This is a genomic window from Sphingobium lignivorans (assembly GCF_014203955.1).
Lineage (GTDB): Bacteria > Pseudomonadota > Alphaproteobacteria > Sphingomonadales > Sphingomonadaceae > Sphingobium > Sphingobium lignivorans.
Genome location: NZ_JACHKA010000001.1, coordinates 1,674,912 through 1,690,510 on the forward strand (window position 1 = coordinate 1,674,912; position 15,599 = coordinate 1,690,510).

11 protein-coding genes are annotated in these 15,599 nt (G+C 64.2%); 8 read left to right on the top strand and 3 right to left on the bottom strand.

The window, feature by feature from the left end:
- Positions 1 to 9 precede the first annotated feature (9 nt).
- Positions 10 to 981, bottom strand: a complete 972-nt coding sequence (locus HNP60_RS07590) for an AraC-like ligand-binding domain-containing protein (RefSeq protein WP_184215043.1) — start codon at positions 979 to 981, stop codon at positions 10 to 12.
- Positions 982 to 1,287: 306 nt separating this feature from the next.
- Here HNP60_RS07590 and HNP60_RS07595 point away from each other — a divergent pair, with 306 nt between their 5' ends.
- From HNP60_RS07595 to HNP60_RS07610, 4 genes are all read left to right on the top strand, one after another.
- A complete protein-coding gene (locus HNP60_RS07595; protein WP_184152138.1) occupies positions 1,288 to 3,408 on the top strand; it encodes a nuclear transport factor 2 family protein in 2,121 nt (706 codons plus the stop codon).
- 392 nt (positions 3,409 to 3,800) lie between these two features.
- Positions 3,801 to 6,293 carry a TonB-dependent receptor gene (locus HNP60_RS07600; protein WP_184152141.1) on the top strand — a complete coding sequence of 831 codons (2,493 nt, stop codon included), beginning with the start codon at positions 3,801 to 3,803 and terminating at the stop codon, positions 6,291 to 6,293.
- A 105-nt stretch (positions 6,294 to 6,398) separates the two neighbouring features.
- Complete coding sequence (locus HNP60_RS07605; protein ID WP_184152144.1) at positions 6,399 to 7,433, top strand: alpha/beta hydrolase; 1,035 nt, start codon at positions 6,399 to 6,401, stop codon at positions 7,431 to 7,433.
- Complete coding sequence (locus tag HNP60_RS07610) at positions 7,430 to 9,517, top strand: nuclear transport factor 2 family protein (RefSeq protein ID WP_184152147.1); 2,088 nt, start codon at positions 7,430 to 7,432, stop codon at positions 9,515 to 9,517. The genes HNP60_RS07605 and HNP60_RS07610 overlap by 4 nt, the downstream gene beginning before the upstream one ends.
- Before the next feature lie 187 nt (positions 9,518 to 9,704).
- Here the strand turns inward: HNP60_RS07610 and HNP60_RS07615 are convergent, their stop codons facing one another.
- Positions 9,705 to 10,664, bottom strand: a complete 960-nt coding sequence (locus HNP60_RS07615; protein ID WP_184152150.1) for a DUF6282 family protein — start codon at positions 10,662 to 10,664, stop codon at positions 9,705 to 9,707.
- A gap of 206 nt (positions 10,665 to 10,870) precedes the next feature.
- Here HNP60_RS07615 and HNP60_RS07620 point away from each other — a divergent pair, with 206 nt between their 5' ends.
- A complete protein-coding gene (locus tag HNP60_RS07620; protein WP_221416048.1) occupies positions 10,871 to 11,875 on the top strand; it encodes an ABC transporter substrate-binding protein in 1,005 nt (334 codons plus the stop codon).
- Between the two features lie 23 nt (positions 11,876 to 11,898).
- Here HNP60_RS07620 and HNP60_RS07625 read toward each other — a convergent pair whose 3' ends face one another.
- Positions 11,899 to 12,759: an SDR family oxidoreductase gene (locus HNP60_RS07625; protein WP_184152156.1), complete on the bottom strand. Its 861-nt coding sequence runs from the start codon at positions 12,757 to 12,759 to the stop codon at positions 11,899 to 11,901.
- 125 nt (positions 12,760 to 12,884) lie between these two features.
- Between HNP60_RS07625 and HNP60_RS07630 the strand changes: the two genes are divergently transcribed.
- The 3 genes from HNP60_RS07630 (at position 12,885) to lldD (ending at position 15,561) form a co-directional block, all read left to right on the top strand.
- Positions 12,885 to 13,790 carry a DNA-binding transcriptional regulator gene (locus HNP60_RS07630; protein ID WP_184152158.1) on the top strand — a complete coding sequence of 302 codons (906 nt, stop codon included), beginning with the start codon at positions 12,885 to 12,887 and terminating at the stop codon, positions 13,788 to 13,790.
- 62 nt (positions 13,791 to 13,852) lie between these two features.
- Positions 13,853 to 14,290: a DUF1330 domain-containing protein gene (locus HNP60_RS07635; RefSeq protein WP_184152161.1), complete on the top strand. Its 438-nt coding sequence runs from the start codon at positions 13,853 to 13,855 to the stop codon at positions 14,288 to 14,290.
- Positions 14,291 to 14,412: 122 nt separating this feature from the next.
- The gene (gene lldD, locus HNP60_RS07640) at positions 14,413 to 15,561 is read left to right on the top strand and encodes an FMN-dependent L-lactate dehydrogenase LldD (RefSeq protein ID WP_184152164.1); all 1,149 of its coding nucleotides are present in this window, start codon (positions 14,413 to 14,415) and stop codon (positions 15,559 to 15,561) included.
- Positions 15,562 to 15,599 lie beyond the last annotated feature (38 nt).

Here is a 15,599-nt window from a genome sequence, read left to right on the forward strand (position 1 = left end):
GAGCGCTTCCTACGAGTGCTTCGTCACGCTTCTCTCGAGAGCGCGCCTGCGGAACTCGCGGGGAGCAACGGAATATTTCTCGTGAAATGTCCGGGTGAAATGCGCAGAGCTGTTGAAACCCCAGGAAAAGGCAATTTCGGTCAGCGTATGCATGCTCCATGCCGGGTTGCTCATCTGGCGGGCGCATTCCTCGAGCCGGCGGCGCAGGATATAGGCCAGTATCTTTTCACCGCCGCTTGCGAACACGGTACGAAGGTGACGGCCCGAGACGCGTAACCTGGCAGAAATCAGGGCAGGAGACAGATCGGGATCGCGCAGATTGTCCTCGATGAACTGGATGACGTCCCGACGCCGTTGCCACGCGATGGCCGAGGCATCCGCGAGGGGGGCATTGCTGGATGTGTAGGACATCGAGATCATCTCGAGCAGGTAGCGCGCGACCCGCTCCTCATCGAGCGGTGAGCAGCCCGGCCCCTGCCCGGAACCCAGTTCACGCACCATGGCCGCCGCCGCGCCAATCAGGCCTGCCGCACGTCCGAGACGCTGCCCGCAGAATTGCTCGGGCGTCGGCAGGTAGGTGGACAGGATCTTGAGCGGCACGCGGACCATGATGTTGACCGCCGGTCCCTCGGTCTTGAAGAAATGGGGAAGTCCGGTGTCGCACAGCACGAAGTCGCCCGGCGTCAGTTCCGACTCTTTGCCGCACTGGTAGAAAGTGCCTGTCCCTTCCGCCTGAAGAAGGAAATTATACAGGCGTGGCGCCCCGATGACGATGTCGCTTCGCCTGCGCTCCACGCTGCAGCGATCCATGGCATGGCGCGCGATCTTGACCGGACCGAGCTGCGTGATCCGCAGTTCCGCGTCGAACCTGTCCGTATCACCGGGCGTGAACTCGCATTTGCTCATACGCGTGGCATAGAGCGCGGCCCAGGCAGCCCCTCTGTCGGCACGGGGCAGGCCATTCGTGCTGATCAAGTCCATCAAGCGACCTCTCCCGGAGAAGCCCGCCATTTCGAGGGGCGGTGCGTCGATCTTAGGCCGAAATGGTCGCATCACCAATAATCCCTGTCAACGCATGAACCATAGGTCACCTGTCGGGGGCCGGTTCCCGGCGGCGCCATCCGAGGCGTACCGGATCGCTCCGGGTGGTCGCCGGTCTGCCGGGCAAGGGGTGATTTTGACTGAAATGGCGCAATCTTCGGTGACTGAGTGCCGGCGCGGCGGTTCGGCCTTGCCCGCCGCTCTTACCCTGCACATGCTGACCAAAAACCGCCTGGGGAGGCTTGAGTGCCGCGTTTCATACTCCACCTTGTCACGCTTCTCGTCATTCTGGTGTGGCCGGCGATGCCGGCGTTCGCGCAAGGGCAGGCGGCGTCGGAAATCGACGAAGTGGCGCGCGATGTCGGACGCCTTGAATCGCTTCGGGCCGTGAAAACGCTTCAGCGAATCTATGCCCAATATGCGCAATATGGCTTGTGGCAGGACATGGCCGGCCTGTTTGCCAGCGATGGCAAAGTGATCTGGGGCGAGGAAAGGATCAGCGGCCGGGGCGCGATCGCATCATGGCTGGCGGGTCGCAGCGGCCCGGCGGGGCAGGCTGGTGCCCTGAACACGGAATTGATCGATGATCCTCTGGTGAACCTCTCGACCGATGGTCGCTCCGCGGAGGGGCGCTGGCGCGGGCTCGCTCTTCGCGGAGACGGCAAGGGCAGGGCGTGGATGGAAGGCGGCGTGTATGAGAACCGCTATGTGCTCGAGAATGGCGAATGGAAGATCGCCACGCTCCACTATCATCCGGAATATGAAGGACGCTACGAGACCGGCTGGAGCAATGTCGGGCAGAAGGACCTGCCGATCGTTCCCTATCATTTCAAGACGGATGAGGCCGGTGTCCCGATACCCAGGCCGCACGGCGCAGCGCCAGTGAGCGGAGCGCCCCCGGACGCGCTTTCGCGCCGCGTAGCCGCACTGAACGCCGAAGATGACGTCCGCAATCTTCAGCACGCTTATGGCTATTATGTGGACAGGCGCATGTGGGACGATGTCGTCGACCTGTTCGCGCGCGACGGCGTGATCGAATTGGGCGGCAAGGTCTACAGGGGCCAGCAGGGTGTCCACAGAGCCATGGAGATTATGGGGCCTCAAGGCCTCCGCCAGGGCATTCTCAATGCCCATCTGCCTTTCGGCACGGTTGTGGAGGTCATGCCCGGCGGGCGCGAGGCCTATACGCGGGGCACCGAGCTGGCGATGATCGGTGATGCGGAAGCCGGCACCGCTCGCTGGAAAGTGCATGTGTTCCGCAACCGCTTCGTGCGCGAGCAGGGCGTGTGGAAAGTCCGGGAAATGCGGGTCACCCCGATCATGGACGTCGACTACAAGGCCGGCTGGGGCACGGACCCCCTCGGTCCGAAGAGTGCTGGCCTGCCGCCCATGCCGGTCTTCCCCCGGGCTTACGCGCCCGCAACTGGGCGGGCTTCTGCGGGCGGGCGCCGGATCGCCGCCGTGGCGCCGCTCACCGGGCCGATGCCAAAAGGGGAACGCGCAGTCAGAGCAAAGGACCTTGCGGACGTTCGTCGCCGCCTGCTCCGGTCCCAAGCCTGGGATGGCACGGAGAATGTCTCCTCCGCTTATGGCCATTGTCTGGACGATCATCAGTGGCCGTGCATGTCGGGGCTCTTTGCCGAAAAGGGGAACAAGCAATCGCCATTCGCCGGCTATTATTTCGGGCGCGATCGCATCGCTGCCGCGGCGACGGCGATGTACGGCGCAACGCGCGATCCCTCGACCGTGATGCGGCAGCGCATTGCCTATCACTGGCGCATAGCGCCGGTCATCCACGTCTCGCATGATGGACGCTCGGCCTTGCTGCGCACCTATCTCTTCCATCCCAACACGGCCCGGTATGACCCTTCGAGCGGCCAGCCGAACACGGGAAACACGATCCAGACCGGCATGTATCCAAACGACCAGGTCGTGCTCGAAAACGGGATCTGGCGCCTGTGGACCCTCACGATCGACGAGCCTTACATGATGATGCCTCACTGGCAGGGCGGCTGGTCTGCCGCCAGGGTTCCGCCGCCGGGCGGCGGCATGCGCGCGAGCCCGTTGCTGCAGAGATATCCGCCCGACCTGCTGCTCACCGATCTCGGCAAGCGCGAGGAGGGCTTCGCGGGGGGAACCGGGACCAAGATCGACTGGCCGGGCATCCTGCCGATGTGGTTCCACTATCGCAATCCGGTCAGCGGCCGCGTGCCGGAGCGTTACTGGCCCGACTGCGTGCCCTGCGAGGCGCGCCCGGACGTGCGACTGACCAGCAATGGTTACCAGATGCCGCCGACCGGCCCGTCCGTGGATGGTCTGGAACTGGGTTTGTCGATGCGCGACGAGGATGGTGCGGGGCGCAAATAGGGTCCCCAAGCCCGGCGGGAGGGGGCTCGATCCCCGCCTTGGTCAGTGCAGGGGTATGAATATTCCGCTGTTCGGAAAGCTCCAAAACCCTCCTTTTCCAGCCATCACGCGGGAAATAGACTCGTGCTTCCGACGGGCCACCAGTCGCATGGATTGTCCATCATGCAATGGGCTGCACCTGTCGTGAACGATGAGCCGTAACTGCTGCCAAAGCCGACAATTCTGGGCGCCGATCTGGGGAAGTTAAGAAATTTGGGCCGGGTAAACCCCTGTTCCTCGGTGGTCTTGCCGGATCATCCGGGGGCCGGAGACGCGGTGGTGGCCGGGGCTCTGGCGCCAATGAGACCGAAATTCGGAAAATAAAATTCAAGGGAGTGGAAATGAAAAACAGGATGAAAGAAGTCGCTTCGACTTTGGCACTGGCGTCCGCGATCGTGATCGCCTCGCCGGTTCTGGCCCAGGATACGGCAGCGGCGCCCCGCGAACAGGGAATCCAGGACATCGTCGTGACCGCGACGCGGCAGGCCACGAACATGCAGGACACGCCAATCGCGATCACGGCCGTCACGTCCGAAGCGCTCGAAGAGCGCGGGCTGAAGTCCGTCGCTGACCTGACCGCCCTCGTGCCCAATGCCGAGTTCCGCCGGACCCATGGTGCATTCGGACCCGGCGTGTCCGCAAGCATTCGTGGCATCGGAGCCTCCGACACGAATATCGGGAACGACCCCACCGTCGCCTACTATGTCGATGACATTTATTATCCGACCCTGCTGGGTTCCAACTTTGACCTGCTCGACATCGGCCATATCGAGGTGCTGCGCGGGCCGCAGGGAACGCTGTTCGGTCGCAACTCGCTGGCGGGCGCGGTCAACATCGTTTCCAAGCAGCCGAATTTCAACGAACAGTCGGCTTATGTCGAGCTCAACGTCGGCCAGTATAACCGTACCGACGTTCGCGCGGGCTTCAACCTGCCGCTCGGCGAAAATCTTGCCCTGATGGTTTCCGGCGCGTTCAAGAAGCGGCAGGGGTATCAGAAGATGCTGGACTTCACATGCGAGATGAACCGGCGCGGCACGCCGGAACTCGCCGGAGACGTACCGGTCTACAATCTCGCGACGACCAGCAATCCGAGATACACGCCGGATGATTGCGTCGTGGGACATCTGGGCGGCGAGGACGTTCAGGCGGTGCGCGCCAGCATGGCGTGGGAACCGGCAAGCAATGTCCGCCTGACGGTCACTGGTGAATTCATCCGCGACCAGTCGGAAAATCCGGCCGATACCACCCTCTCGCTCAATCCGGCGCTCAACACGCCGAACGAGAATCTGACCTTCGGCTATTATGGCGTGGCCTATGATTCCCGGTTCATCACCGGCAATCCCTACACCACTTACGAGACCTACAATGATCCGATCGGCGCCGGCACGGTCATCCCCGGCCACACCTACTACAACGGCATGTCCACCCATGGCGGCCACACGCTTCCGGCGCGGAATGACCTCACCAACTGGGGCATCTCGGCCAAGCTGGTGGTTGGCTTGACCAGCGACATCGATCTCACCGCGATCGCCGGTTACCGCAGCCTGGATGAAACCCACATCTACCAGAAGGACGGCACGCCCCTGATGACCGAGATGACGACCAATGTCGTCACCAATGATTACACCACGGGTGAGCTCCGCCTCTCCGGGCAGCATGGCTGGATCGACTGGGTGGCCGGCGCCTTCTATTTCGAAGCCTCCGGGTTCCAGCATGCGGTGATCGATCAGCCCCGGACCGGCCTGATCCGCTATCTCAACAACAGCTTCGATCCGGTGAGCAAGGCGGTGTACGCCAATGCGACGGTTCGTCCGTTCGACAATGGCCTGAGCTTCACGGGTGGCCTGCGCTATTCCGATGACAAGAAGGTCGTGTCGCTGTCCAACCTCGTCGAGACTACGCCCAATCCAACGGACATCGAATTCGACGTCACGCCGGAAGCCAAGGTGCTGAGCTGGAAGCTGGGCGTAAACTACGAACTGAGCGCCAACATGCTGGTCTATGCGTCCGCCGCGACCGGCTATACCTTGCCGGGCTTCAATCCGCGACCGCAGCAACCGAGCCAGATCGCGCAGTTCGACGGCAACGAGAGTGTCGCCTATGAACTCGGCGCCAAGCTGGACATGTTCGACCGGCGCCTGCGGCTGAACCTGGCGGGCTTCTACACGGACTTCAAGACGCGGCCGACGGCGCTTGCGGGACAGGAGCTTCTCCTTGGCCCGGACGGACAGCCCAGTCCCGGGAACAGCATCCTGATCCCGCTACCGGACGCGCCGGAAGGATCGACCACTTGCCGGCCGCGCACCCCGGCGGAGATATCCAGCGGCGTCCCGGGCTTCTCTTGCATCACGCGCAGCTTCTATCTCAACACGCCGGCAACGATCTGGGGTGTCGAGGCGGAAGCGACCGCACAACCGATCGATGGACTGGTTCTCAACGGGGCGGTTGGCTATCATAAGTTCAGCTCGCCTGACGTGGACAATCGCGCGATCAATCCTCGCCAGCCCGAGCCCTTCTGGTCGGCAAATGCGGGCATTCAGTACACGATTGAAGGCATGCCGCTTGGAGGAACGCTGACTCCGAGACTGGACTGGAGCTATCAGGGCAGCCGCGCGCCGAGCACGCGCACGACAGCCTGGAATCAGCCCGGCTATTCGTTGTTCAACACACGGCTGACCTATGACCTGCCCGATGCGGGCTTCGCCATCTCGGCCGGCGTGACCAACCTCTTCGACAAGCTCTATTATGAGAATTTCTTCATCCTGCAGGATTCGGGACAATCGAACGTGCAGGGGCAACCCGCTGCGCCTCGCCAATGGTATCTGCAGGTCAAGAAGACGTTCTGATCGAAGACATGACAGGCGGCCGGAGCCAGAGCAGCTGATCCGGCCGCCCATCAGAAGGGCGTTCAGAGGACGCCGCTCGCCGGGAAGAAGAGGGGAGGCGTGTTGATGGCACCAGGTAGATCGATGGCATGGGCCATCCTTGTCGCGCTTTCCGGCTGCGCGGCGGCCTCGTCTCCGCCTGCCGGCAGTGCATCGGCTCCCATGCTGATCGCGCGGCAGGGCGCATTCGAAGCGGGTGGAAGCCTTCTTCGCGAGGGCGATCGCACGCTGTCCTGCGATCATGGCCATGTCGAATATCAGATTCCCGTCAATGCGCGGCGCACGTCGCTGTTCCTGTGGCACAGCTCGTCGGTCAAGGTGTGGCAGAACCGGTGGGATGGCGGGGAGGGCTTCCAGTCGATCTTCCTGAGGCGCCGCTACCCTGTCTATCTCTGGGACGGGCCCCGCGTCGGTCGCGGCAACTGGGGGTGCGAGCGCTATGTCTATGAGCCCCGCACTGGCCGCGACCAGCAGAATTTCGTCTCCTGGCGGCTCGGCAGCCGTTATCCGGACTGGTTCCCCGGCGTTCAGTTTCCCACTGGCGACGCCGAGGCGCTGGATCAGGCGATGCGCGCGCGTTACTTCGAGTTCGACACCGTCGCGAATGCCCGGCTGGAGGCTGCTGCGGCGGCCAAGGCGATCGATCGCATCGGGCCCTCCGTCCTGGTCACCAATTCTGCGGGCGGGCTGCGCGCCCTGCTGACTGCCCTCGAGAGCGACAATGTGAAGGCGATCGTCGCTTACGAAAATCCCGGCTATGTGTTCCCTGACGATGTGCAGGCGCCCGAGGGGCCGGAGCGCTTCGGTCCGGTCATTGTCCCGCCGGAGGTGTTCGAGCGGCTGACCCGCATTCCGATTCAGTTCGTTTTCGGGGACAATCTCGACAAGTCCCCGTCCTGGGCCCAGTTTGCCGAAACCGCACGAAAATTCGTCGATATCGTCAATGCGCGTGGCGGGCGCGCGGAAATCCTGATGCTGCCCGCCGCCGGGCTCAAGGGGAATACCCACATTCCCTTTGCGGATCTCAACAATGTCGCCGTGGCCGATCTGCTTTCGGAGTATCTGGGCCGGCATGGGCTGGATCTCGAGGCCGAGAAATGAGCGGGCTCGCAAGGATGCGAACGGGTGGGGCGCGGGGAGTCCCTCTCACGCGTCTGCTGGCCGCCTTCTGCCTGCTGACGATCTCCGCTGCCGGACTGGCGGCCACCGACAAGGCGGCACCGCCGCAGCCCACGGTTGCCGCCGACACGCTTGACGCGCTGGCGCGGGACGTGGACCGGCTGGAATCCCTTCGCGCCGTCAAGGATCTCCAGCGACGCTATGCGCATTACAGTCAGTATGGGCTTTGGCGCGAAGTCGCGAACCTCTTCGCTCGCAATGGCAGGATTGAATGGGGCGACGAGCGGATCGAAGGCGCCGCCGCGATTGCCCGCTGGCTGGAGGCGCGCCACGGTCCGCGCGGGCTGGCGGCCGGCGCGCTCAACACCGAGTTTCACGACATGCCGCTGGTCAACCTGTCGGCGGACGGCCGGACCGCGGAAGGGCGGTGGGCTGGACTGGCGTTTCGCGGCGATGGCAAGGGGCAGGCCCGCATCGAGGGCGGCGTCTACCAGAACCGTTATGTACGCGAGGATGGTCGCTGGAAGATCGCGGCCCTGCACTATCACCCGCAATATGATGGCGATTATTCCAACGGCTGGCGCAACAGCGGCAATGCCGATCTGCCGATCATTCCCTATCATTTCGATCCGGACAGTGCCGGCGTGCCCCTGCCGGCCGCCAGCGGCCCGCCGCCGCGCAGCAGCGCCTCGCTGGCCGACCTCTCCGCGCGTGTCTCCAGCCTCAATGACGAGGATGCCATCCGGAATCTCCAGAACGCTTATGGCTATTATCTCGATCGCCGGATGTGGGATGACGTGGTCGATCTCTTTGCTGCCAATGGCGCGATCGAGATCGCCGGTGAAGGCCGGTTCGCGGGCCAGCAGGGCGTGCGCACCGCGCTCTCCCGCATGGGGCCGCCGGGCTTGGCGCGCGGCAACCTCAACGACCGCCCGCTATTCGACCTGATCGTGCGCGTCGCGCCGGGCGGCCGGGAGGCACGGGCGCGCGGCATCGAGCTCGCGCAGCTCGGTGCGGAAGGCGGCAAGGCGGGCTGGGAAATCAATGTGATCAGCAGCCGTTTCGTCAAGGACGGCGGCTTGTGGAAGATAAGGGACATCCACATCCAGCCGGTGATGAAGGCGGACTATGCAACGGGATGGGGCGGTGGCGCGCTGCCGGGAAGCACCGCATCGCCCCCTATCTTCCTTTCAGACCGCGATCCGGCGACTGGCCCGGCGATCGGCCGGTCACCAGCGGCTCATGCTCTGAGCCTGGCAGACATACGCCGCCGTTACCAGCGATCGCTCGCCTATGACGGCGCGGAGAATGTCTCGGCCGCCTACGGCTATTATCTCGACGATTTCCAATGGTCGAAAATGTCGGCGATCTTCGCGGTCGAAGGGAACAAGCAGTCCCCCTTCGCCGGCTATTATATGAGCCGGGCACGCATCGCAGGCGCGGCGGATGCTCGCTACGGTGCCCCGCCGGACATGCGCGCGCGCGTCGTCTTCCACTGGCGGATCCAGCCGGTCATCCATGTCTCGCAGGATGGGCGATCGGCCTTGCTGCGCACCCGCCTCATTCACTTGCGCACCGGAAAATGGTCGCCCGAGCTGGGCCAGCCGAACGCCGTGGGCTTTCAGGCCGGCATGTATCCGAACGACCAGCTGGTGCTCGAAGACGGTATCTGGCGGCTCTGGAGCCTGACGATCGACGAGCACTATTTCACGAGTCCCGAATGGAAAGGCGGCTGGGCAGCGGTGAAGCCGACGTCGCCCGGCTCGGGGGCGGGAGGCAGTCCGCTTCTCAAGACCTATCCGCCCGATTTGGCGATGACCGATCTGGGGATCCGCGCCGAGGGCTTTCGCGGCGGTACCGGTGCGGCTCTCTACTGGCCGGACATCCTGCCGATGTGGTTCCATTATCGCAATCCGGTGAGCGGGCGGGTGCCGGAGCGCTACTGGCCGGACTGCGTGCCCTGCGAACGGCTGCCGCAGGCGCGCATGACTCACCACGGCTATCAGATGCCGGAGACGGGGCCGCAGGCTGATGGCGTGGCGGTGTCCGCGCCACAGGGGCGCTGAGCCGGGCAGGCAATCACCGGGCTCGGCCGGTCTGCCGATCCTGACGACATGAAGGTGCGTTTTTTGGGCGGCTCTGCGGCCGGTCATCCCGTGTTTCATTTGCCCGGGCGGGCTTGGCACGAGGCGCCAGTACCCGCTCGGTCGTCAGGACCGGGGCGGGCAGTCCCGGTCCTTCACTCCCCTGCCATCATTCGAAAGCGGCAGGCGCCTTTTCGTCAGGCAGGCCGATCAGCCGCGCGGCATTGCCGCCGACCAGCCGGCGGATCGCGTCATCGTCGAAGCCGAGATCGATGCACAGGCGGATCACCGACCGGAAGCCGGTCACGGGCGTGGGATTGTTGACCTGCCCGAGATCGGAGCCGAGGATCGTCTGCTCGGTGCCGCCGGCATTGATGACATCGCGCAGTTCCTCATGCGGATAATATTGGAACCGCGAGCCGGGGATGAACATGCACAGCGAATGCTCGATGAAGGCGCCGGTCCTCGTCAGCTCGGCGATGTCGTCATAGGTCGCGCCGATCGTATAGGTCGGGTGTTGCACCAGGCGGCGCTTCACGCCGCGCTTCTGCGCTTCCTCGAACAGCGGCCATATCTCGGAAATGTGGAGATGGCCCGCAGACAGCACAGCATCGAACTCGGCGATCTGGTCCAGGATTTCCTTCACCTCGTCCTTGAGCCGTCCGTCCTCGTCGACGACGGTGAGCATCTTGGGACGGCGCATCCGCACGCTGGTCGGCAGCAGCTCGCCATGGCGGTTCTGCCTGATGTGGTTCGCGGCCGAGAATGTCGGCATCCAGACCAGCTTGGCGCCGAGTTTCAGACCATGGTCCACGGCATAAGGATTGAGCCCACCCGAGGTGTCGTTCAGTGGCACGCCCGAGAGCATCGTTACATCGAGATGAGCGTAATGCGACGAGAGCAGGGCCGTGATCGGTGTGGCCGAATAGAAGTGATCCTTGAACAGCAGCGCGCGCATGCGCGCATCGGATGCCTCCTGCAGCGCCTCGATATGATCGATCATGCGCGGCATGACCGATGGGCCGCTGTGGCAATGCATGTCAATGGCGCCGACGAGTAGCGCGTCGACTCGCTCATCGAGCGTGCTCTGGGGCGCCACCTGCGCCTGGTCGGAATTGGCAGTGGCCATCAGAAAACCCTCTCTAGCCCGTTTTGGTCGTTGCGATCGCCAATCTAGAGCGTCACCCGGCCAGCAGAACGGCGGATTTGGGGGTTTCCGTCACGCGAAAAGTCGGTGGCGCCGAGTACTGGTCGTCCGATTTTGGCGATATCAACCAACACCGGACACTTCCCGCGTGAGGGAAGGAGATGTCGATGTTCCAGGGGAGGATGGGGATGAAAGGACGGAGGCTTTGGCTTCTGGCAGCGGCGATGGCGGCGACGTCGCTTTCCGGCACGGGCGCGCGCGGGAGCGAGGTCAACCTGCCCGGCGAGGCCATCGCTACAACCCCGGTGCTCCGCATCGGCATCATCACCTATGCGGGGCCAGGCGGGGGCGAGCGGATCAAGCAGGAACTGGCCCGCATCGGCTATCGCGAGGGCGAGAATGTCGTCTACCGGGAGTGGGCAGGCAATCGCGACCTTGGCGCCATGGATGGTCATGCCCGCGAACTGGTGGCGTGGCGGCCGGACCTGATCGTTTCCCTGATGACGAACGCGCATGTCGCCGTCCAGCGTGCCACGGCCCGGAACCCGATCCCGGTCATCTTCTGGTCCGCGGATCCGCTGGGGACCGGTGTGATCCGCAGTTACCGGAAGCCCGGCACCAACTTCACGGGTTTCTCCTACGAGCCGCATGTGCAGCTTCTGCAAGTCCGGTTCCTCAAGCAGGCCGTCCCAGGCATCCGGTGCATCGGGCATCTCTATAACCATACTTACGCTCCCGCGCCCGGGACCCTGCGAGAATTGCAGGCGGCGGGCGCACTGATGAACCTGCCGGTGAAAGTCTATGAAGTGCTGGAAAGCGAAGGGCTGGAGCCCGCAATCCGCCGCATTCGCGAAGACGGATGTGGCGGCTTCGTGGTCGGGCCGCATGAACTGTTCAACGCAAATGGCGCACGCATCGGTCGTGCCGCGCTCGATAACGGGCTGGCCGCCGTCAGCATCCAGATCTCGGTCGCGCGTGGCGGCGGTCTGGCGACCTTCGCACCCCCGTTCGAGCGCGGCTGGGCGGCCATGGCGCTTGTTGCAGATCGGCTGCTCAAGGGAGAGGCGCCGGGCGAAATCCCCATCGAGCGCGGCTTCAAGAGCCCCATGACGATCAACCTCAAGGCAGCCTCCGCCCTCGGGCTGACCTTGCCCGACGCCTTGATCGACGAAGCCGACGAGGTCATCCGGTAAGAAGCCTGCGTTGCGCGCGACCTTTAAAGTGCCGCGATATAGCCGCCGTCGAGTGCGATCGTGGAGCCGTGGACATAAGCGCCCGCGCGCGAGGCCAGGAAGATACACAGGCCCTTCACATCGTCCGCCTCGCCGGGGCGTCCCAGCGGGATATGGGCGGCCACGCTGGCCTTCACCGCCTCGGACGTGGTGTCGGTCATGCGCGAGTGAAACGGACCGGGAGCGATGGCGTTGACGCGGATGCCATCCCGGCCCAGCCGCTTGGCGAGTGAGCGCGTGAGATGATGGAGCGCCGCTTTCGACGCGCCATAGGCATGCGCTTCCCAGTTGGGAACATGCAGCCCGCCGATCGACCCGAGATTGATGACGCTGGCATATGTGCCGGGCGCGACGGCGGCGCGCAGCAGTGGCAGGGCTTGTTGAACAAGGAAGAAGGGCGCGCGGAGATTGACCTCCATGGCGGCGTTCCAGCTCGAAGTGTCGATGGTCTCGATCGGCCCATTGCCGCCCGTGCCGGCGTTGTTCACGAGGATATCCAGTTTACCTTCACGCTCGCCGAACGCTTCGACAAGCCTGGCCGGACCTTCCGGGTCGGCCAGGTCCGCCACCAGCGGCAGGCAGGTGCCTCCCGTGGAAGCAGAGAGGTCGGCGGCTATTCCCTGAAGCCGGTCGAAATCCCGGCCGGTGATATAAGTGCGCACGCCACGCTCCGCATAACCTTCCGCGATCATCCGGCCGATCCCGCTGGTTCCGCCGGTGATGAGCGCTACTTTCCCAGCCACGTTGAACAGGTCGTCGGCCATCGGTTCCTCCGTGCGTTTTCGGTCGGCAGGGCTCTGCGCGACGCCATCATGACCGGCAATGGCCTGTTGCATGCTTTCCATCAGGCGGAAACATTCGCTATCAGTATTGCGTGTCCGCCGCGTGGCGGCAAACTCGCGATCGTCTATCGCAGGGTTCTTGGGAGAGGATGCGCCGGCTGCGGCCGGCGCGCGCAAGGAGGGCTGGCATGGTCAGCAAGAAACAGGCAGGAGGCGGCTCGATAAGATCGGTTGAGCGTGCGATCGACATATTGATGGCGATGAATCGCCGTCCGTTCTCGACGCTCCATGATCTTCACCGCGACACCGGTCTGCCGAAACCCTCGATCGTGCGGCTTTTGCGCACGCTCGAGGCAAAAGGCCTCGCCATGCAATCGTCGAGCTATGGCGCATATCAGCTGCTCAGCGGCGTGAAGTCACTGGCCAGCGGTTTTCATCATGAGCCCGAGATCATCGAGGTCGCGGAGGATATCATGATCGACTTCACCCAGCGTGAGGGCTGGCCCCTCTCCATGGCGCTGTTCGATCTCAACGCCATGACGGTGCGCGCGTGCACGATCCGGTTCACCGCTCTTTCGCTGGAGCAATCGTCCCTCAATCGCCGGCTGAGCCTTGTCACCCGCGCATTGGGCCGAGCCTATTTCGCCCATAGCCTGCCGAGCGAGCGAGCCATCCTCCTCTCGATTCTCAAGGACAGCAAGGATCCCGAGGATGCCGGCGCGCAGAACGAGGAAACCATCGAGCGCATGGTCGAGGATGTGCTCCAGCGCGGCTATGCGACGCGCGATCCGCTGATCGATGGCCGGTCATCGACCATCGCTGTGCCCATCCGTCAGCAGTCCCGCGTCGTTGCGACGCTGGGCTTCACATGGATCACGGTCGCCATGTCGCTTCAAAAGGCGGTGGACAAATATCTGCCGCGGCTGGTCGACACGGCGGAAAGCATCTCCCGCATGATCGAGAGCGGCAATCCGGCGTCGCGCGAGCAGCCCCGGGCGCAGGGCAGGGCAATTGGCCCGGCGGCGGTGCTGCCGTGCATGTCCGTCAACGAGCTGCCCATCATGGCGGGAGAAATGGCCGGCGGGCGCTCCTGAAATGGGGCAGCCGCAGGGGCGGTATCAGTGAAGTCAAAGACAGAAAGACAGGGAGCGGGACCATGAAAGGCAAGGTTTTTCCAGGCGCAGTGCTGGCGCTGGCGGCGATCGGCTGCATTGCCGCGGTTGGGACGCGGAGCATTGCGCCGGCGAAGGCCGGCAATACCGCGCCTGCTGCCTCGCCCACAGCGAAGGCCTATGTCATCGCGGAAATTAGTGTGAAGGATCTCAAGGGATATCGCGACTATGTGGCCGCGGCATTTCCGGTCATCCAGAAATATGGCGGCAAGTTCCTGGTGCGAGGCGGCACGACCATCGCCGTCGAGGGAGCGCCGCCCGCGGGCCGTATCATGGTGATCGAGTTCGAGAGCCTGGAGCAGGCGAAAAAGTTCGAATATTCGAAAGACTATACCGACATTGCGCCCTTGCGACATCGCACATCCGACAGCCGGCTGCTGATCGTGGAAGGCACGACGGACGCCGTACGGGACCAGCCCTGAACCTCCACAGCATGGGGCGCCGCCCGTTCTTGTTCCGCACCGGTGGAATGATCTGGCGCATGGCCGGGTCGGCGACCTGTCGGCTCCACAGGATCGACACCTCCCGCAGGAGAGCGCCGTAGATGATTGCCGCTTCCGTTTCCGATTATCGTGAGCTGGCCAGGCGAAGGCTGCCCCGGTTCCTCTTCGACTATATCGATGGCGGCTCCTACGCGGAAATCACGTTGCGCCGGAATGTGGACGCGCTGCAGCAGATCGAACTGAGGCAACGCGTGCTGCGCGCGGTCAGCACGGTCGATCTTCGCGCGACGTTGTTCGGCCAGCCCTACGCGATGCCGGTTGGCCTCGCGCCCATCGGTCTTGCGGGGCTGACGGCGCGGCGCGGCGAGCGCCAGGCCGTGCGCGCGGCGGAACATGCGGATATTCCTTTCACGCTTTCCACCGTCGGGGCCTGCACGCTGGAGGAAGTGGCGCAGGCCGCCAGCCGGCCTTTCTGGTTCCAGCTCTACATGATCCGCGACCGCGCCTTCATGCGGGATCTGCTCGCCCGGGCCCGCAGCCTTGGCTGCTCGGCGCTCATGTTCACCGTGGATATGCCGCTGCCCGGGAGTCGCTATCGCGATTATCACTCGGGCCTCGCCGGCGCACCGGGACTGCGCGGCGACATGCGCCGCCTGATGCAGGGCCTGCTGCGACCGGGCTGGGCATTCGATGTCGGCATCATGGGGCGGCCCCACACGCTCGGCAATGTCGCGCCCGTGCTGAAGGGCAAAAGCGGCATCGAGGATTTTCTGGGCTGGATGAAGAACAACTTCGATCCCTCTTGCAGCTGGAAAGACCTGGATTTCATCCGTTCCGAATGGGATGGGCCGTTGATCATCAAGGGGCTGCTGGATGTGGAGGATGCGCGCGAGGCAGCCGCTATGGGCGCGGATGGCCTCGTCGTTTCCAACCATGGCGGGCGCCAGCTCGATGGTGTCGCGGCGACGGCCAGCGCCTTGCCGGGCATCGTCGACGAGGTCGGCGATCGCCTGACGGTGCTGGTCGATGGCGGCGTCCGCTCGGGGCTCGATGTCGTCCGCATGCTCGCCTTGGGCGCCAAGGGCGTTCTGCTCGGCCGCGCCTGGGCTTATGCCCTCGCGGCGCGCGGTGAAGCTGGGGTCCACCATGTGCTGGAACTCATCGAAGCGGAAATGCGGGTTGCCATGACGCTGGGCGGCGTCGGGACGATCGCCGGACTGGACCGTGCATCATTGTCCCGCATGGCCTGATCGCCGGGTAGAGGCCGATCGGCGCCGGCCCGCGCCGC

Excerpts from the sequence above, each read along its gene's own strand:
- HNP60_RS07590 (WP_184215043.1), bottom strand. The coding sequence starts at position 981 with ATGGACTTGATCAGCACGAATGGCCTGCCCCGTGCCGACAGAGGGGCT.
- HNP60_RS07600 (WP_184152141.1), top strand. The coding sequence starts at position 3,801 with ATGAAAGAAGTCGCTTCGACTTTGGCACTGGCGTCCGCGATCGTGATC.
- HNP60_RS07605 (WP_184152144.1), top strand. The coding sequence starts at position 6,399 with ATGGCACCAGGTAGATCGATGGCATGGGCCATCCTTGTCGCGCTTTCC.
- HNP60_RS07610 (WP_184152147.1), top strand. The coding sequence starts at position 7,430 with ATGAGCGGGCTCGCAAGGATGCGAACGGGTGGGGCGCGGGGAGTCCCT.
- HNP60_RS07615 (WP_184152150.1), bottom strand. The coding sequence starts at position 10,664 with ATGGCCACTGCCAATTCCGACCAGGCGCAGGTGGCGCCCCAGAGCACG.
- HNP60_RS07620 (WP_221416048.1), top strand. The coding sequence starts at position 10,871 with ATGAAAGGACGGAGGCTTTGGCTTCTGGCAGCGGCGATGGCGGCGACG.
- HNP60_RS07625 (WP_184152156.1), bottom strand. The coding sequence starts at position 12,759 with ATGGAAAGCATGCAACAGGCCATTGCCGGTCATGATGGCGTCGCGCAG.
- HNP60_RS07630 (WP_184152158.1), top strand. The coding sequence starts at position 12,885 with ATGGTCAGCAAGAAACAGGCAGGAGGCGGCTCGATAAGATCGGTTGAG.
- HNP60_RS07635 (WP_184152161.1), top strand. The coding sequence starts at position 13,853 with ATGAAAGGCAAGGTTTTTCCAGGCGCAGTGCTGGCGCTGGCGGCGATC.
- lldD (WP_184152164.1), top strand. The coding sequence starts at position 14,413 with ATGATTGCCGCTTCCGTTTCCGATTATCGTGAGCTGGCCAGGCGAAGG.